This window comes from Streptomyces angustmyceticus (assembly GCF_040701845.1).
Taxonomy (GTDB): domain Bacteria; phylum Actinomycetota; class Actinomycetes; order Streptomycetales; family Streptomycetaceae; genus Streptomyces; species Streptomyces angustmyceticus_A.
Genome location: NZ_JBFBHQ010000003.1, coordinates 763230 through 779949, shown reverse-complemented (window position 1 = coordinate 779949; position 16720 = coordinate 763230). Strand labels below are relative to the sequence as shown.

Genomic DNA, 16720 nt, shown 5'->3' with positions numbered 1-16720 from the left:
CGCACCAGCCCCGCGCAGCGGCACCGCGGACCCCGCCCGCCGCAGGCGCAAACGCGGGCGCACCGCGCAGCGGGCGGCAAACGGCGAGCAACCCCCACGGCGGGAAAGCCGAAAACGCGGACCTCAGCGGCAGCCGCAGTTGGCCACCGCTGAGGCGAGTTTGTCGAGGGCGTTCTGGGCGCCCTGGGGGTCGGTGGTGCCGGTGGTCATGAAGGAGAAGACGAGGAGCCGGCCGTCGGCGTCGACGACGGTGCCGGCCAGGGTGTTCACGCCGGTGAGGGTGCCCGTCTTGGCGCGTACGGCGCCGGCCCCTGCGCTCTGGCCCCGGTAGCGGTGGCTGAGGGTGCCGGTGAAGGCGGCGACCGGGAGGCCGGTGACCACGGGGCGCAGGGCGGGCAGGTCGGGCGACGAGGCCTGCAGCAGGAGGTGGGAGAGCAGCGTGGCGGTGACCTTGTCGTCGCGGTCCAGGCCGCTGCCGTCCTCGAACACGGCGCCGGTCAGGGGCAGGTGCTGCCGGGAGAGGGCCGCGCGGACGGCCTTTCCGGCGCCGGTGAAGCTGGCGGGCTGCCGCGCGGCGAGGGCGGTCTGGCGGGCCAGGGCCTCGGCGATGTCGTTGTCGCTGTAGGTGAGCATCCGCTCGACGAGCGCGGACAGCGGCAGGGAGCGGACGGTGGCGATCCGGTCGGCCTTCTTCGGGGCCCTGGCGCCGGCCGGGTCGCCGTCGACGGTGATGCCGCGTGCGTGGAGCAGCTCGGCGAAGGCGCGTGCCGCGTCGTGGGCCGGGTCGGTGCTGCGGGGGGCGGTGCCGTGCTCGCTGTCGTCGAGACGCGCCTCGTCGGTCATCAGGGCGGTGACGGGGGCGATGTTCTCGTTCGGGCCGATGGGGTGCAGGGCGGGGCCCGCGTAGGTGCTGGTGTCGTAGCCGAGCGCGACCTTGGTGAGGTGGCGCTTCTTGAGGGCGCGGGCGGTGGCGTCGGCGAGGGCGCGCAGGTTCGCGGGCTGTTCCTCGGCGCCGTGCCGCGGGGCGCGGGCGGTGAGCGTGGGGTCGCCGCCGCCGACCAGGACGATGCGGTTCCTGCCGCCCATGACGACGGTGGTGTCGATGCGGTGGTCGGGTCCGAGCGCGGAGAGCGCGGCGACGGCGGTGGCGAGCTTGACGGTGGAGGCGGGGGTGGCGGCCTTGCCCTGGCCCTCGCCGAAGACCTCGCGGCCCGCGGCGACGTCCAGGACGGAGGCCGTGCGCAGCGAGCCGAGCGCGGGGTCCTTCAGCAGCGGTGCGAGCGCGTCGGCCAGCCCGGCGTCGGTGGGGACGGGGGCCGCGCCGCGGCCCCCGGAGCCGGGCGCGGGGGCGCCGAGCGCGGGCAGCACGGGCGGGGCACTGGGCGCCGGGCCGGGGTCGGCGGCGTGATGCTCACCACTGGCACCGTCCATCGAGCCCGCCTCGGTGCGCTCGGCCGTACGCTGACCCGAGTCCCACGGCCCCGCCGCCGCCACCGCGGCGAGCGCGACCGCCAGGCCGGTGGCCGCGGAGACCGCCGTGAGCCGCCAGGTCTGCTGGGTGTGGCGCGGCGCGGCCCGCCAGGCATGCCGCGCGGCCCCGGCCGTTCGTCGCGCCGCGTCGAGCGCGCTCTGCGCCGAGCGGACCGCCGCGCGCGTCGCCGCCCGCGCGGACCGCTCTGCCGACTGCCATCTGACCTGCCACTTTCCGGTCTCCGGCACCTCGGACCAGCCCCTTTCGCCACCACACACCTGCGTGGGGGACACTTAATCACCAGACGTATGTGTTGATCATGGAGGAGCCACCCGTGGAGTTCGACGTCACCATCGAGATCCCGAAGGGTTCGCGGAACAAGTACGAGGTGGACCACGAGACCGGTCGGATCCGCCTGGACCGTCGACTCTTCACCTCGACCAGCTACCCGGCCGACTACGGCTTTGTCGAGAACACCCTGGGCGAGGACGGCGACCCGCTGGACGCGCTGGTCATCCTGGACGAGCCGACCTTCCCCGGCTGCCTCATCAAGTGCCGCGCCATCGGCATGTTCCGGATGACGGACGAGGCCGGCGGCGACGACAAGCTGCTGTGCGTGCCGGCGTCCGACCCGCGTGTGGAGCACCTGCGGGACATCCACCACGTGTCGGAGTTCGACCGCCTGGAGATCCAGCACTTCTTCGAGGTCTACAAGGACCTGGAGCCCGGCAAGTCCGTCGAGGGCGCCAACTGGGTCGGCCGCACCGAGGCCGAGGCCGAGATCGAGGCCTCCTACAAGCGCCTCGAGGCGCAGGGCGGCAAGCACTGACGCAGCCGTGGCGTCCCGGCGTGCGGCGGGCTCTTCCTGACCGCGGCGCGCCGGGATCCGCGCGCTGATTTTCGTACGCGAACGGGCGGCACCCGGTTGGGTTGCCGCCCGTCGTGCGTGTCGGGGCCGGTGGCGCTCCCCGGGCCGCCGCCCTAGAAGCCGCGGGTGCGCTTGGCGGCGCGGCGGCCGGTGCCGGCCTCCTCGAGGCCCGGTGCCCGCAGGAACAGCCGGGCGACCTCGGCGCCGAGGTTGACCCCCACCGCGATGGCCAGCGCCAGCGAAGCGGCCTGGACCAGGGACGTCAGGCCCTGCGGCAGGTGCCCCTGGGCGAAGTTGAGCAGGCCGAAGTACGTGGCGCTACCGGGCAGCAGCGGGCCGATGGCCGCGGTGACGTACGGCAGCGCGGACGCATAGCGGTAGCGGGAGAGCAACTGGCCGAAGAGGCCGACCAGTCCGGCCGCGATGGCGGTGGCGGGCACGGCGTTTATCCCGGCGACGTAGGTGAGCGCGCCGTACACCACCCAGGCGACGCCGCCGTTCAGGGTCGCAAACGCCACGGTGTGACGTTCCTGCTGGAGCAGCACGCAGAACGCCAGTGCCAGCAGCATCGCCGCGACCGTCTGCACCAGCGGCTCGTTGTAGTCCCCCAGCGACTCCTCGGGGTTGAGCCGCCGCAGGCCCGGGTTCAGCTGAAGGCCGATGTAGAGCACGCTGAGCACGCCGACGACGATGCCGACGATGAGGTAGCCGACCTCCAGCAGACGGGCGGCGGCGGTGATGTAGTAGCCGGTCAGCCCGTCGTGGACGCCGGCGACCAGGGCCCGCCCCGGGATCAGCGCGAACAGTCCACCGGTGATCACCGCGGACGCCTGCACATTGAGGTGGGCGAGACCGAAGGCGACGCCCACCGCCGCGGGCGGCATCGCCGCGACCACGAACTGGTAGAACTCCGGCAGCCCGCGCCCGGACGCGAGCCAGGCCAGCCGGTCGCCGAGCATCGAGCCCACCGCGGCCGCGACGAACACCAGCATGGTGCCGCCGACCAGCATGGAGGCCGCACCGGACAGCAGCCCGGAGGCCACCGTCAGCGCCCAGCTCGGGTACGGGTGGCGGTTACGGCGGATCTCGGCGAGGCCGCGGTAGGCCTCTTCGAGGGTGATGTCCTCGGAGGCGATGTCGTCGACGAGCCGGAAGACCGCGGAGAGCCGGTTGTAGTCGACGCCGCGGCGCCGGACCGTACGGCTGGCGGTGACCGGGTCGTCGACCAGCGACGGCTGGTAGGAGATCGACAGCAGGGTGAAGGTGACGGTCGGCTCGACGCGCTCCAGCCCGTAGGCGTGCGCCACACCGAACATCGCGGCCTCGACGTCCTCGGCGCCCTCGCCGCCGGCGAGCAGGATCTCCCCGATACGCAGCGTCAGGTCGAGCACGCGGGGCACGGCCGGGCCGGTCTCGTCGTCGGGCCGCTCGGCGCGTTCGGGGACCGGCCGCTCCCCCACCGGCATCCGGAGCATGGTGCGCATCCGGTCCTGCCAGGGCGCCTCCTTGGTGAGGCGGACGGCGGGGATGCCGTGCGGCGGGGTGAAGGCGTAGCTCAGCGCGGTGGAGCCGGCGGGCATCGGGGTCTGGCCGGTGGTGCCGCTGGGCGGCGTGAAGGCCGAGCCCTCCTGCTCGGCCGGGGTCTCCGGGCGCAGCCCCGAGGGCAGCGCGAACTCGGAGGTGGGGTGCTCGTCCTCGGGCAGCGGCGGGTAGGGCACGCCCAGCGGCGGGGTGAAGGCACTGTGGGCCTCGTCCGGCTGGGGCTTGCGCTCCTCGGAACCGCTCTGGTCCGAGGATCCGCTGCTGCCGCTGCCGCTCGTGCCGCGCTGGCCGCGGTGTGGGTCCGACGCCACGGGTCTTCGCTCTCCTCGTAAGCCTCCTGACGGATGACAAGGACACGATGCCTGATGGGGACGGGCGGCGCGTGCGCGGGGGCGGCGTTTTCGGCTACCCGTTCGTTGCACCTCGCCGTCGGACCACGTGGTCGGCCGGCCCGGCGTGGGGGTTGCTGGCCGTTGCTCCCCCGCTGCCTGAAGGGCGTGGGAGGTACCCCAGCGGCGGGCGGGGCCGCTGCGCGGGGCTGTCGGGTGCCGGGGCCGGGCCTGCGCGGGTGGGGTGGCGGTGGCCGGGTGGGTGTCCGGGGTGGTCAGCGCTTGGCGTGGCGGCCGCGGCGGGTGTCGGGCGCGGCCTGCGGGCGGTCCAGGGGGTGGGCCGGGGCGGGCTGCTCGTTCTTGGCCTTGCCGCGGGCGCGGAGGTACTCGATGGCGATCGGGACGACGGAGACCAGCACGATCGCGACCAGGATCAGCTCGATGTGCTTGTGGACGAACGCGACCTTCCCCAGCGACGCCCCGAGGAGGGTGACACCGGCGCCCCACAGCGCGCCGCCGATGAGGTTGAAGGTGATGAAGGAGCGGTAGTTCATCCGGCTCACACCGGCGATGATCGGCGTGAAGGTCCGCACGATCGGCACGAAGCGGGCCAGGATCAGCGACTTGGGGCCGTGCTTCTCGAAGAACTCGTGCGCCTTCTCGACGTTCTCCTGCTTGAAGAGGCGGGAGTCGGGGCGCTTGAACAGCGAGGGGCCGACCTTGCGGCCGAAGAGATAGCCCGCCTGGTCACCGAGCACGGCGGCCAGCACCACCAGGGAGCACACCAGCCACAGCGGCCGGTCCAGCTTGTTCGTCGTCACCAGCAGGCCGGTGGTGAACAGCAGCGAGTCGCCCGGCAGGAAGAAGCCGATCAGCAGGCCGGACTCCGCGAAGACGATGACCAGGACGCCGACCAGGCCGAATGTCGCGATCAGATAGTCCGGATCCAGCCACTGGGGGCCGAGCGCGAGAGTGTTCACGGGGTGAAGGCTCCTGGGTCGAGGGCGCCGGATCGTGCGGTGCGACGGGCGAAGCGACGAGGGTGCAGGCGCGGGTGCGGCCCAAAGCTATCAACGCCGGGCGGCTCCCCGTGGTTCCAGGCGGGCCCCGGGGCCCCACCCGGGCGCCCCTGACCGCTGGCCGCACCCGGGGGACCGGGTGATGCTGACCGGAAGGAGGTGCACACCATGGGCATCGATGAGTACGGCGGCGGACAGCGTGCGCAGTCCGACGTGCTGGTGGTGACGACCAACGACGTCCCGGGGTTTCACGTGGAACGCGTCATCGGCGAGGTCTTCGGCCTGACGGTGCGCTCGCGCCACCTCGGCAGCCAGATCGGCGCGGGCCTGAAGTCGATGATCGGCGGCGAGCTGCGGGGCCTGACGAAGACCCTGGTCGAGACCCGTAACCAGGCGATGGAACGGCTGGTGGAGCAGGCCCGCTCGCGCGGGGCGAATGCGGTGCTGATGTTCCGCTTCGATGTCACGGAGGCCGCGGACGTGGGCACCGAGGTGTGCGCCTACGGGACGGCCGTGGTGCTCTCCCCGCAGGGCTGAGCACCGGGCGGGCCGGGCACGGCGCGCCGTACGGGCCGGGGGCGCGCTTCCCCGGCCCGTACGGATCACAGGTGGCGGACGGCGTTGGCCAGCATCGCGTCGCGCATGTACACGGCGAGGCCGGGCCTGATGGCCTCGTAGGTGGCGGTGAACCGCGCGTCCGTGACGTACATCTCGCCGAGTCCGCTGTGGAGCTCGTGACTGCATTCGTAGTACGCCCCGCCGATGAACCGCCGGTGCTCCTCCGCGACCTCCATGGCCGCCTCGGAGTCGGCCGGCACGCCCCGCGCGAGCAGGTCCGCCATCTTGCGGTGCAGGGCGTCGAACTCCTCCTTCAGCCGCTGCCAGTCCTCCTTGGTGTAGGCGGCCGTCCTGCGCCGCGACTCCTGGTAGGCGTCCGTGCCGCCCCAGCGCTCCTCGGCCTCCGCGGCGTGCGCATCGGGGTCGAAGTCCCCGAAGACCTCGAACTTCTCCTCGGGTGTGAGCCGTACCTTCATCCTGCGTGCCTCCATCGCGTGTTCGACGGCGGCGGCCATCTCCTGGAGTCTGCCGATCCGTCCGGTCAGCAGCTCGTGCTGGCGCCGCAGATGCTCCTGCGGGTCGGTGTGCGGATCGTCCAGGAGGGCCGCGACCTCGTCGAGCGGAAAGCCGAGCTCCCGGTAGAAGAGGATCTGCTGCAGCCGGTCCAGGTCGTCCTCGTCGTAGCGCCGGTGACCTGCGTGGTTGCGGGCACCGGGCAGCAGCAGCCCGATCTCGTCGTAGTGGTGCAAGGTGCGCACCGTGACCCCGGCGAAGGCGGCGACCTGCCCTACCGAATAGCTCACTTCCGCTCCCTTCTCGGTACGCCCTCCACGATCCGTCCTCACCTCGCGTGAGGTGCAAGTCCGCATCATGAAAAGCCGGTGAGGGGGCGCGCGGGGGGATGAGATCCTGCCGCACATGCTGGGGATAACGGACTTGTCGACCTATCTGGTGGGCCTCGCGCTGATCATTCTGCTGCCGGGCCCGAATTCGCTGTACGTCGTCTCGGTGGCGGCCCGGCGCGGCCCGCGGGTGGCCTACCGGGCGGCGGCCGGGGTGCTGTGCGGCGACACGGTGCTGATGACGCTGTCGGCCGGCGGGGTGGCCTCGCTGCTGCAGACCAGCCCGGTGCTGTTCGCCGTCGTGAAGTTCGCCGGCGCGGGCTATCTGACCTGGCTGGCGGTCGGGATGCTGCGCGGCGCCTGGGCGCTGTGGAGCGGCCGGGAGGCGCGCCGGGCCGAACGGCGGGGCGCGGCGCCCGAGGCGCCGAAGGAGACCGTGGAGCGGCCGTACCGCAGGGCGCTGGTGGTCAGCCTGCTCAACCCCAAGGCGATCCTCTTCTTCATCTCCTTCTTCGTGCAGTTCGTCGACCCGTCCTACGCCCATCCGGTGCTGTCGTTCCTGACGCTGGGCGCCTGGGCGCAGCTCTTCAGCTTCACGTACCTGTCGGTGCTGATCTTCAGCGGGACGTTCCTGGCGGCGACCTTCCGCCGCCGCAAGCGGCTGACGGCCGGGCTGTCGGCGGGCGCGGGCGCGGCGTTCCTCGGCTTCGCCGCGAAGCTGTCGCTGGCCAGCGCGAGCTGAGCCGGGGCCGCGGCGGGCGGCGGCCCGGCGGCTGGGGCACGGCGGCCGGGCACGGCGCCGGACGGACACGGGCGGGTGGCGGTCCCTCGGGACGGCCGCCCGCCCGTCGCGCTTCCACTGGGTGAACCCTGGAGGCCACCCACCCCCTATGCCCTTATTGTCGGGTTTCAGGAGGTGTGCCGATGCCCGTGCACGATGTGAAGGTCGCCGTCATCTACTACTCGTCGACGGGCACCATCGCCGAGCTCGCCCGGCTGATCGCGGACGCCGCCGAGCACGCGGGGGCCGATGTGCGGCTGCGGCGGGCCGCGGAACTCGCCCCGCAGACCGCCATCGACGCCAACCCCGCCTGGGCGGCGAACGCCGCGGCCACCGCCGACATCATGGAGGCCACCCACGAGGACATGCTCTGGGCGGACGCGGTGATCTTCGGGACCCCCACCCGCTTCGGGAACGTCTCCTCGCAGCTCAAGCAGTACCTCGACACCCTGGGCGGCCTCTGGCAGCAGGGCCGGCTGGCCGACAAGATCTACAGCGGCTTCACCGCGAGCGCCACCAAGCACGGCGGCCAGGAGTCCACCCTGCTCGCGCTCTACCAGACCGTCCACCACTTCGGCGGCATCCTCGTGACGCCGGGCTACACCGACCCGGCGAAGTTCACCGACGGCAATCCCTACGGCACCTCCCACGTCGGCGGCCCGGACACCCCGCCCGACGACGACGCACGCACCGCGGCCCGCATCCAGGCGGAGCGCGTGGTGACCTTCACCAAGGCCGTCAAACACGGCCTTTCACCGGCCAGTTGACGGGTAGAGGCGACAGATGACTCTGCACAAAGGCGCATCGCCATCCGACCGCAAGCACATCGGGCACCCGGTCAATCCCTTCTACGGCGAGGCCGACCCGGTCGCCGGCATGGAGTCCGCCCCGCCGCGGCACACCCTGCCCGACGGCCCGGTCTCCCCGCGCACCGCCTATCAGTTCGTGCACGACGAGCTGATGCTGGACGGCAACTCCCGGCTGAACCTGGCGACCTTCGTCACGACCTGGATGGAGCCGCAGGCCGGCGTCCTGATGGCGGAGTGCCGGGACAAGAACATGATCGACAAGGACGAGTACCCGCGCACCGCCGAACTGGAGAAGCGGTGCGTGGCGATGCTCGCCGACCTGTGGCACGCCCCCGACCCGTCGGCCGCCGTCGGCTGCTCCACCACCGGGTCGAGCGAGGCCTGCATGCTCGCGGGCATGGCCCTCAAGCGGCGCTGGATGCAGCGCAACAAGGACCGGTATCCGGCCACCGCCCGGCCCAACCTCGTCATGGGCGCCAACGTCCAGGTGTGCTGGGAGAAGTTCTGCAACTTCTGGGAGGTCGAGGCCCGCACGGTCCCGATGGAGGGCGACCGCTTCCATCTGGACGCGGCCTCCGCCGCCGCGCTGTGCGACGAGAACACCATCGGCGTGGTGGCGATCCTCGGCTCGACCTTCGACGGGTCCTACGAGCCGGTGGCCGAGATCTGCAAGGCGCTCGACGCGCTCCAGGAGGACAAGGGCTGGGACGTCCCGGTCCATGTGGACGGCGCGTCCGGCGCCATGATCGCGCCGTTCCTCGACCCGGACGTGATCTGGGACTTCCGGCAGCCGCGGGTGGCCTCCATCAACACCTCGGGCCACAAATACGGCCTGGTCTACCCGGGCGTCGGCTGGGCGCTGTGGCGCGATACGGAGGCGCTGCCCGAGGAGCTGGTCTTCCGCGTCAACTACCTGGGCGGCGACATGCCGACCTTCGCGCTCAACTTCTCCCGGCCCGGGGCCCAGGTCGCCGCGCAGTACTACACCTTCCTCCGGCTCGGCCGGTCCGGCTTCCGCGCCGTGCAGCAGGCGACCCGCGACGTGGCCCGCTCACTGGCCGAACGGATCGGCGCGATGGGCGACTTCAGGCTGCTGACCCAGGGCGACGAGCTGCCGGTCTTCGCCTTCACCACCGCGGACGACGTCACCTCCTTCGACGTCTTCGACGTCTCCCGGCGGATGAAGGAGCACGGCTGGCTGCTCCCCGCCTACACCTTTCCCCCCAAGCGCGAGGACCTCTCCGTCCTGCGGGTGGTCTGCCGCAACGGCTTCTCGATGGACCTCGCCGACCTCTTCATCTCCGACCTGGAACAGCTGCTGCCCGAACTCCGGCAGCAGACCGAACCACTGCAGCGCCCGGCGAACGTCGCCACGGCGTTCCACCACTAGCTAGCCGCCCGCCGGGCCCGCCTTCTCCTGCGAGGCCGCGTCCTTCGTCCCGCTCGGATGCCCGGGCCCCGCGCCCGGCACCCCGGCGGACGGCTCGCCCTCGCCGGCGAACACGTACGCCCCGCCCTCGATCCGCTCGATCAGCCCGCGCGTCCATGCGGCGTCGCCGTCCGCGGAGTGCAGCCACATGTTCACGACCTCGCCGAGGTGGCCGGGCCGGCCGGGCCCGTCCCCGGGCGTGCCGTACGCGGTCACCCTGCTCCGCCACTCCTGGAGCCCGCGCATCCGCTCCTCCAGCAGCGCCACCGCCTCGTCGCGCGGCAGATCGACGACGGAGCCGAGGGCCGCGCCGAACAGGTCGGGCCCCTGGTCGTACCGGGCGAGCGCGGCCCGCAGCAGGGCGACGTACTCCTCCCGGCCCGCCGCGGTCAGCTCGTACTCGGTGCGCGGCGGGCCGCCGGCGGTACTGGGCGCGCGGTCATGGGCGTGCAGCAGCTCTTCCTTCGCCATCTGCTGAAGGGCGTGGTAGACCGAGCCGGGCCGGGTCCGGGACCACGCTCGGGCGCCGCGGTGCTCCAGGTCGCCTCGCACCTGGTAGCCGTGCGCCCGGCCGTGCCGCCGCACGGCGCCCAGTACCAGCAGCCGGATCGCCGACATCGTCACCTCTGTCCCGTGCGCGCCCCCTGCCGCCAGCCTAGGGCGACCCGGCCGTCTCCCCCGCGCTACACCCGGGCCTTCTCCTCCTCCTCGACCAGTTCGAAGGCCGTCTTGCCGTCCAGGGACTCACGGAGGATGTCGGCGTGGCCGGCGTGCCGGGCCATCTCCTCGATCAGGTGCAGCAGCAGCCAGCGCATCGACTGGCGGGCCCCGTCCGGGTACCAGGGCATCGCGGGCAGCGGGAAGGTGTCGTTCAGGCTCGGCACGGAGCGGATGAACTCCTCCGTGCGCCGCGCGACCCCGTCCCAGAACTCCAGCACACCGGCGGGGGTCTCGCCGTCCTCCAGCCGGAAGCTCAGATGCCAGGTCTCCGGCGTCCGCGCGACGGAGCTCGGCCGCTGCTGCGCGGTCTCCAGCCAGCCCTGCTCGGTCTCCGCGGCATGCTTGACCAGCCCGGCCAGCGACAGCGCACTGGCGCTCGGCCGCTCGGCGGCCTGTGCGTCGGTCAGTCCCAGCAGCGCCCTCCGCAGCCCGCCGCGCTGTGCCTCCAGAAAGGCCAGCAGCGCGCCGGCCTCGTCGCCGTGGTCCTCGGCCGGAACGTGAGTGGGCATGAGATCCGCCTTTCCTGATATCCCTCGGCGGCCGGCTGTGCGCCGTCCGCCTTCGACATCACTCAAGGTAGGAGCCCTTGCGGTCAGCTTCTGTCCGCAACTCGCGGAACGGGCGCCCCGGATCCGCCCGCCTGCCCGGAGCGGGACGGGCGGCTCAGAACGGGAACTGCGACCGCCCGTGCTGGATGGAGATCCACTTGGTGGTGGTGAACGCCTCCACCATGGCGTCGCCGTTCAGCCGCCCCACCCCGGAACTCTTCGCGCCGCCGAACGGCACGATCGGCTCGTCGTGCACCGTGGCGTCGTTGACGTGGAACATCCCGGTCTCGATGCGCTTGGCGAACCGCACCCCGCGCTCGATGTCGGCGGTGTGCACGGCACCGCTCAGCCCGTACGGCGTGGCGTTGGTGAGCCGCACCGCCTCGTCGTCCCCGTCGAACGGGACCAGCACCACGACGGGCCCGAAGATCTCCTGCTGCAGCAGCGGGGAGTCATCCGGCAGGCCGCTCAGCACGCTCGGCGCCACCAGGGTGCCGCGGGTCTCGCCGTGCAGCAGCGCCGAGGCGCCGTCCGCGACCGCCCGCTCCACCAGCGAGGAGACCGCCTCGGCCTGCCCCTCGTTGATCAGCGGGCCGATGTGGGTCTGCGGGTCGGTGGGGTCGCCGACCTTGAGGGCCGCGACCCGGGCGACGAACTTCTCGGTGAACTCCCGTTCCACGGAGCGGTCCACGAGCACGCGGTTGGCGGCCATGCAGACCTGGCCCTGGTGGACGAAGCGGCTGAAGACGGCGGCGTCCACCGCGTAGTCGACGTCGGCGTCGTCGAGGACGACCAGTGCGCTGTTGCCGCCCAGCTCCAGCACCGAGTGCTTGAAGTGGGACGCGGCGACCGTCGCGACATGCCGGCCGACCTTCTCGGAGCCGGTGAAGGAGATGGTCTTGGGCACCGGGTGCTCGATGAGCGCGTCGCCGATCTCGGCGATGTCGGTGACGACGACGTTGAGCACGCCCGCCGGCAGTCCCGCCTCCTCGAAGATCCTGGCGACCAGGCCGCCGCCGCACACCGGGGTGTTCTGGTGCGGCTTGAGGACGACGGCGTTGCCGAGCGCCAGGGCCGGCGCCACGGACTTGAGGGACAGCAGGAAGGGGAAGTTGAAGGGGCTGATGACGCCGACGACACCGACCGGCAGGCGGTAGAGGCGGTTCTCCTTGCCGTCGATGGGCGAGGCCAGGATGCGGCCCTCGGCGCGCAGCGCGAGCTGGATCGCCTCGCGCAGGAACTCCCTGGCCAGGTGCAGTTCGAAGCCCACCTTGGTGCGGGTGCCGCCGACCTCGGCGGCGATGGTCTCGGCGAGCTCCGCCTCGCGGTCGTCGATGATCCGCAACGCACGCTCGAAGACGATCCGCCGGGTGTACGGATTGGTGGCGCCCCACTCCCGTTGCGCACGCTCGGCGGCGCGGTAGGCCTGGTCGATCTCCTCGACCGTGGCGACGGGTATGGAGGTCAGCTTCTCGCCGTTATACGGATTGAAGTCGACGATGTCCCATGAGCCGCTTCCGGAGCGCCACTCGCCGTCGATGAACTGATACGCCAACTCGTCGAAGTAGGACATGCCATCCCGATCTGGAGAACAGGGCGCTCAGGGCGCCGCATTGGGGGGTGCTGACTCCTGATGGTGCGCCATCCTACCGATGCGTCACATCAGTTGGAGTAGACCACGCAAGAGGTCCCTGGTCTCGGCCGGATTCGGCCCCTCTTCCTGGAGGCGGTCCATCACCCGGGCGTACTGCGCCACTTCTTCGGGCTTGTCGACATACAGCGCGCTCGTCAGCTGCTCCAGGTAGACGACGTCGGGCAGGCCCGACTCCTGGAAGCCGAGCATCGTGAAGGCGCCGCTCTCGCCGGCGTGCCCGCCCAGACTGAAGGGCATCACCTGCAGCCGCACGTTCGGTCTCTCGGAGATGTCGATCAGATGCTTCAACTGCTCGCGCATCACGGACCGTTCGCCGTAGGGGCGGCGCAGCGCGGCCTCGTCCAGCACGCAGTGGAACTGTGCCGACCGCTCGGTCACCAGCAGCTTCTGGCGCTCCATCCGCAGCGCCACCCGGCGCTCGATCTCGGCGGGCCCGGCGTCCGGCATGCCCCGTCTGACGACGGCCTGGGCATAGCTCTCGGTCTGCAACAGCCCGTGGACGAACTGGACTTCGTAGACGCGGAGGAGGGAAGTGGCTCCTTCCAGCCCCACATACGTCTGGAACCAGCCGGGCAGCACATCGGTGTAGCTGTGCCACCAGCCGGCGACATTCGCCTCGCGCGCCAGGGACAGCAGCGCCTCACGCTCCTGGGCGTCACCGACGCCGTACAGCGTGAGCAGGTCCTCCACATCCCGTGCCTTGAAGCTCACGCGGCCCAACTCCATGCGGCTGATCTTCGATTCGGACGCACGGATCGAGTAGCCGGCCGCCTCACGGGTTATCCCGCGCGATTCACGCAGCCGACGGAGCTGCGACCCGAGCAGGATCCGCCGCACCACCGACCCGCTCGACTCACTTGCGGACACCTCTCAGACCCTCCTGTGACCCCACCCCGTCCAACAGTGGGCCGCAGTCTGCCACGTTCGGGCTTCGTTGAGTGCTCATCCGGTTACGGATGTGTGAGGCCCCCGCAAGCCCTCCACAGGAAGGGACGGGAAGAATTCGGAACGAATCGGTCCGGTCTGGCGCAATCACGGCACGTGCACGTGCATCTGCCCTTGCATCTGTCCCGCGCATTGGGAACCATAGGCGTCGCACGCATGCACGCTCGTGAAAGATCCGCCAGATCCGGCTGACCGGCCAGGGTCATGACGTCCGCGAACGCCAGGAGTGCCTCGCATGGGGACCAAGGTTTTGACCATGCTCGAGCCGTTATGGCAGGGCTTTCCTCCCGTCGACCCCTTGGCTGTCTCCGGATCCGCGTCCCGCACGCTCCCGCCGCGCTATGAATCGGTGCGCTGTGCACGTGCGTTCACCCGCGAGACCCTGCAGGGCTGGGATCTTGACGATCTCTTCGACTCGGTCGCCCTCGTGGTCTCCGAGCTCGTCACCAACGCCCTGCGGCACGCGATCCTGGCCGCCCCGGAGCACCACGACGCCACCCCGCCCGCCCGGCTGCACCTGATGCGCTGGTCCTCCCGGCTGATCTGCGCCGTACGGGACCCGAGCGACGACTCACCGGTCGCCGGCGAGGCGGATTCCGCCGCGGAGTCGGGCCGGGGGCTCTACCTCGTGGACTCCTTCAGCGACAGCTGGGGCTGGCATCCACTGGCCGGTGCCGCACACGGCAAGATCGTGTGGGCGCTCTTCCGGCTGCCGTAGCCGCCGTCGCACACCGGGCGCACCGTCACGTACGGGCGCCCGGTCGCCGTGTGCGGGGGCCGCGCCGGGCCCTGCGGCCCGCGCCCCCTACGACCTCCGGGACACCCGCGGGCACTCAGTCCCGTACGAGATGGTCGAACTCCCCGTCCTTGATGCCGAGCAGCATCGCCCGGACCTCCGCCGGGGTGTAGACGAGCGCGGGACCGTCCGGGAAGCGGGAGTTGCGCACCGCGATGTCACCCCCGGGCAGCTTGGCGAACTCCACGCAGGAGCCCTGGGAGTTGCTGTGCCTGCTCTTCTGCCATGCCACATCGCGGAGATCCGTGGCGGCCATGCCGTTGTATGCGTGGAGCACAGGGGTCTCCCGGTGATAAATGGTGTCAACTGCCCGGGAGCATAGCTGCGTTCTCATGCGGATGCATGCGCAGATGCACGTGCACGACAGCCGGTGCAGAGCCGGTCACAGCTCGTCGAGCACCCCGGCCGGCCCCTTCCTCGCGGCCGCCCGTCGCCCATCACGCCTGGTGGGACGCGCCCACCACCCGGTACGGATCACCGGGCCCGTAGCCCTCACGGACAGGGAAGAGACGTGCGCCACGCACCACGGGTTCCGGGGCCCGGGCAGACATCCGGCCGACCTCCCACCGCACGGCGTTCGCCCCCTACAGCCGTGAGGCCCCCTGCGCCTCATGCGCAGGGGACCTCACGCCCGTCACCGGAGGGTGCCGCCACCAGGGGCGGCTGTGCAGGCGGCCGTCACCGTGCCGCATCCGGGAGCAACGCCATCTCCCGTGCGTTCTTGATCGCCCGGGAGACCTGCCGCTGCTGCTGCGCGCTGATCCTGGTGACGCGCCGGCTGCGGATCTTCCCCCGGTCCGAGAGGAACTTCCGCAGCAGATCGGTGTCCTTGTAGTCGACGTAGGTGATGCCCGCCGCGTCCAGCGGATTGCGGCGGGGCAGGGGGGTGCGGCGCGGGTCGTACCGACGGGGCATGGGAGCTTCCTTGTGCGAGACGGGGGCGTACTGATGCGGACGAGCCGGGGAGACCGGCTCTCCTACGGACGGGACGGACGCGGCCGTCTCACGAGACGGGGTCGAGGAGGGCGTCGAAGGCGGACGGCAGCCGCTTCCAGGCCGCTCGGCCGCGCGCGTACTCGGCGTCGGTGAGCAGGCAGGACTCCAGCAGGGACGCGAGGGCCTCGCGGTCCAGGCCCGGCGAGGTGAAGACCAGATGCTGGGTGCGGTCGCCGTGCTCGGGGTGCCAGTCCAGCGCGGCGGCGGCCCGGCGCATCGGCGGCACCATCTCCCAGGCGGCGTCCGGCAGCGCGGCCAGCCACGGTCCGGCGCTCTCCACGCACAGCACCCCGCCGGCCGCGTCCCACGACAACAGGGTGTCCGGGCGGTCGGCCAGCCAGAACCGGCCCCGGCTGCGCGCGGCCGCGCAGGTCAGGTCCTCCAGCGCGCGGTAGAGCCGCTCGGGGTGGAAGGGCCGGCTGTGCCGCCACACGAGGGTGCCGACCCCCTCCGCGTCGGCCTCCTGCGGCAGCAGCGCACAGGCCGGGTGCTGGCGCGCGGCGGCCGCCTCCACATCGAATCCGGCCATCGCGGCGGCCGCCAACTCCCCCGATGCGAGCGGGATCTGCTGCGCCGTCGGATGCAGCTGGGCGAGCAGCGCGAGGTCGGCCGGTTCCGCCGCCTCCTCCCCCGTGGCGATCGCCAGCACGGGCGCGTACTCCAGCTGGCGCGCCCAGGTGTCGGCGACCGTGCGCTGGTCGGAGGCCGCGGCGGCGAGACCGGCCTCCGCGAGGTCGTCACCGCAGCCGAGGTAGGGCAGCAGCAGCGCCGGGTCGACGGCGGTGATCACTCCCGTCAGCACGAAGCTCTCGCTCCCGCACGCGGTGACCACCTCGGCCATCGCCTTGGGCTCGACCGAGTCCCACAGCTCGACGACGGCCAGCCGGCAGGTCCGCCCGGCGGCCAGCCGCTCCAGCTCGGGCACCAGGTCCTCGCGCAGCGCACAGCAGGCGCAGTCGTTGACCAGCGCGGCCGAACCGGAATCGAGGGTGCCGCCCGCGTCGCGGACCGTGCGCCGCACGGTGCCCTCCGCGGCGGAGGCGAGGTCGTGGTGGAGGGCGACGCTGCCCGGGACGGAGCGCAGCAGCCGTTCGACGGCGGCCTGCCGCGCCTCGGCGTGCAGGCCGCCCACCAGAACGACGTGGAGCCGCTCCATCAGCGGGCCTCGCGCGCGCCGTAGCGGCGCTCGAACCGCTCGACGCGGCCCGCGGTGTCCAGCACCCGGGCGGTGCCCGTGTAGAAGGGGTGGCTCGCCGAGGAGATCTCGACGTCGATGACGGGATAGGTGTGTCCGTCCTCCCACTCGACCGTCTTCTCACTGGTGGCGGTCGAACGCGTCAGGAAGGCGACGTCGGCGGCCCGGTCGCGGAAGACGACCGGCCCGTAGGCGGGGTGGATTCCGGGCTTCACGGT

At 72.0% G+C, this 16720-nt stretch carries 18 protein-coding genes; 6 read left to right on the top strand and 12 right to left on the bottom strand.

All coding sequences use genetic code 11. The features are described 5' to 3' along the window. Positions 1 to 123: 123 nt before the first annotated feature. Positions 124 to 1719 (bottom strand): D-alanyl-D-alanine carboxypeptidase/D-alanyl-D-alanine endopeptidase, encoded by a 1596-nt coding sequence (gene dacB / locus AB0411_RS10905; RefSeq protein ID WP_366416911.1) that lies wholly within the window; start codon positions 1717 to 1719, stop codon positions 124 to 126. A gap of 86 nt (positions 1720 to 1805) precedes the next feature. On the opposite strand from dacB, the gene AB0411_RS10900 reads away from it, so the two are divergent. Then, positions 1806 to 2300 (top strand): inorganic diphosphatase, encoded by a 495-nt coding sequence (locus AB0411_RS10900; protein WP_030077125.1) that lies wholly within the window; start codon positions 1806 to 1808, stop codon positions 2298 to 2300. 152 nt (positions 2301 to 2452) lie between these two features. On the opposite strand, the gene AB0411_RS10895 is transcribed toward AB0411_RS10900, so the two are convergent. After that, positions 2453 to 4192: a threonine/serine ThrE exporter family protein gene (locus AB0411_RS10895; RefSeq protein WP_366416910.1), complete on the bottom strand. Its 1740-nt coding sequence runs from the start codon at positions 4190 to 4192 to the stop codon at positions 2453 to 2455. Between the two features lie 293 nt (positions 4193 to 4485). Then, entirely contained in the window at positions 4486 to 5190 is a 705-nt protein-coding gene (locus AB0411_RS10890) for a DedA family protein (RefSeq protein ID WP_366416909.1), read from the bottom strand. Between the two features lie 207 nt (positions 5191 to 5397). Between AB0411_RS10890 and AB0411_RS10885 the strand changes: the two genes are divergently transcribed. Beyond that, positions 5398 to 5766, top strand: a complete 369-nt coding sequence (locus AB0411_RS10885) for a YbjQ family protein (RefSeq protein WP_086718289.1) — start codon at positions 5398 to 5400, stop codon at positions 5764 to 5766. Positions 5767 to 5831: 65 nt separating this feature from the next. Here the strand turns inward: AB0411_RS10885 and AB0411_RS10880 are convergent, their stop codons facing one another. Then, complete coding sequence (locus AB0411_RS10880) at positions 5832 to 6590, bottom strand: MerR family transcriptional regulator (RefSeq protein WP_366416908.1); 759 nt, start codon at positions 6588 to 6590, stop codon at positions 5832 to 5834. A 115-nt stretch (positions 6591 to 6705) separates the two neighbouring features. On the opposite strand from AB0411_RS10880, the gene leuE reads away from it, so the two are divergent. From leuE to AB0411_RS10865, 3 genes are all read left to right on the top strand, one after another. Further along, positions 6706 to 7371, top strand: coding sequence for a leucine efflux protein LeuE (gene leuE, locus AB0411_RS10875; RefSeq protein ID WP_366416907.1), 666 nt, complete (start codon positions 6706 to 6708; stop codon positions 7369 to 7371). A 182-nt stretch (positions 7372 to 7553) separates the two neighbouring features. After that, a complete protein-coding gene (wrbA, locus tag AB0411_RS10870; protein ID WP_366416906.1) occupies positions 7554 to 8177 on the top strand; it encodes an NAD(P)H:quinone oxidoreductase in 624 nt (207 codons plus the stop codon). Between the two features lie 16 nt (positions 8178 to 8193). Next, positions 8194 to 9609 carry a glutamate decarboxylase gene (locus AB0411_RS10865; protein WP_366416905.1) on the top strand — a complete coding sequence of 472 codons (1416 nt, stop codon included), beginning with the start codon at positions 8194 to 8196 and terminating at the stop codon, positions 9607 to 9609. On the opposite strand, the gene AB0411_RS10860 is transcribed toward AB0411_RS10865, so the two are convergent. The 4 genes from AB0411_RS10860 to AB0411_RS10845 all read right to left on the bottom strand — a co-directional run bounded on the left by AB0411_RS10860 (position 9610) and on the right by AB0411_RS10845 (position 13437). Next, positions 9610 to 10266: a PadR family transcriptional regulator gene (locus tag AB0411_RS10860; RefSeq protein ID WP_366416904.1), complete on the bottom strand. Its 657-nt coding sequence runs from the start codon at positions 10264 to 10266 to the stop codon at positions 9610 to 9612. 65 nt (positions 10267 to 10331) lie between these two features. After that, positions 10332 to 10877: a DinB family protein gene (locus AB0411_RS10855; protein WP_366416903.1), complete on the bottom strand. Its 546-nt coding sequence runs from the start codon at positions 10875 to 10877 to the stop codon at positions 10332 to 10334. Between the two features lie 154 nt (positions 10878 to 11031). Next, a complete protein-coding gene (locus AB0411_RS10850; RefSeq protein ID WP_366416902.1) occupies positions 11032 to 12489 on the bottom strand; it encodes an aldehyde dehydrogenase family protein in 1458 nt (485 codons plus the stop codon). Between the two features lie 84 nt (positions 12490 to 12573). Then, entirely contained in the window at positions 12574 to 13437 is an 864-nt protein-coding gene (locus AB0411_RS10845; RefSeq protein WP_366416901.1) for a helix-turn-helix domain-containing protein, read from the bottom strand. Between the two features lie 313 nt (positions 13438 to 13750). Here AB0411_RS10845 and AB0411_RS10840 point away from each other — a divergent pair, with 313 nt between their 5' ends. Further along, complete coding sequence (locus AB0411_RS10840; protein WP_086718281.1) at positions 13751 to 14233, top strand: ATP-binding protein; 483 nt, start codon at positions 13751 to 13753, stop codon at positions 14231 to 14233. 115 nt (positions 14234 to 14348) lie between these two features. Here the strand turns inward: AB0411_RS10840 and AB0411_RS10835 are convergent, their stop codons facing one another. From AB0411_RS10835 to AB0411_RS10820, 4 genes are all read right to left on the bottom strand, one after another. After that, on the bottom strand, positions 14349 to 14588 hold the full coding sequence (locus AB0411_RS10835) for a DUF397 domain-containing protein (RefSeq protein ID WP_086718280.1): 240 nt from the start codon (positions 14586 to 14588) through the stop codon (positions 14349 to 14351). Between the two features lie 401 nt (positions 14589 to 14989). Next, the gene (rpsR, locus tag AB0411_RS10830; protein ID WP_366416900.1) at positions 14990 to 15226 is read right to left on the bottom strand and encodes a 30S ribosomal protein S18; all 237 of its coding nucleotides are present in this window, start codon (positions 15224 to 15226) and stop codon (positions 14990 to 14992) included. Positions 15227 to 15314: 88 nt separating this feature from the next. After that, positions 15315 to 16463 carry a CobW family GTP-binding protein gene (locus tag AB0411_RS10825; RefSeq protein WP_366416899.1) on the bottom strand — a complete coding sequence of 383 codons (1149 nt, stop codon included), beginning with the start codon at positions 16461 to 16463 and terminating at the stop codon, positions 15315 to 15317. Next, on the bottom strand, positions 16463 to 16717 hold the full coding sequence (locus AB0411_RS10820) for a type B 50S ribosomal protein L31 (RefSeq protein WP_366416898.1): 255 nt from the start codon (positions 16715 to 16717) through the stop codon (positions 16463 to 16465). The genes AB0411_RS10825 and AB0411_RS10820 overlap by 1 nt, the downstream gene beginning before the upstream one ends. Between the last annotated feature and the right edge of the window lie 3 nt (positions 16718 to 16720).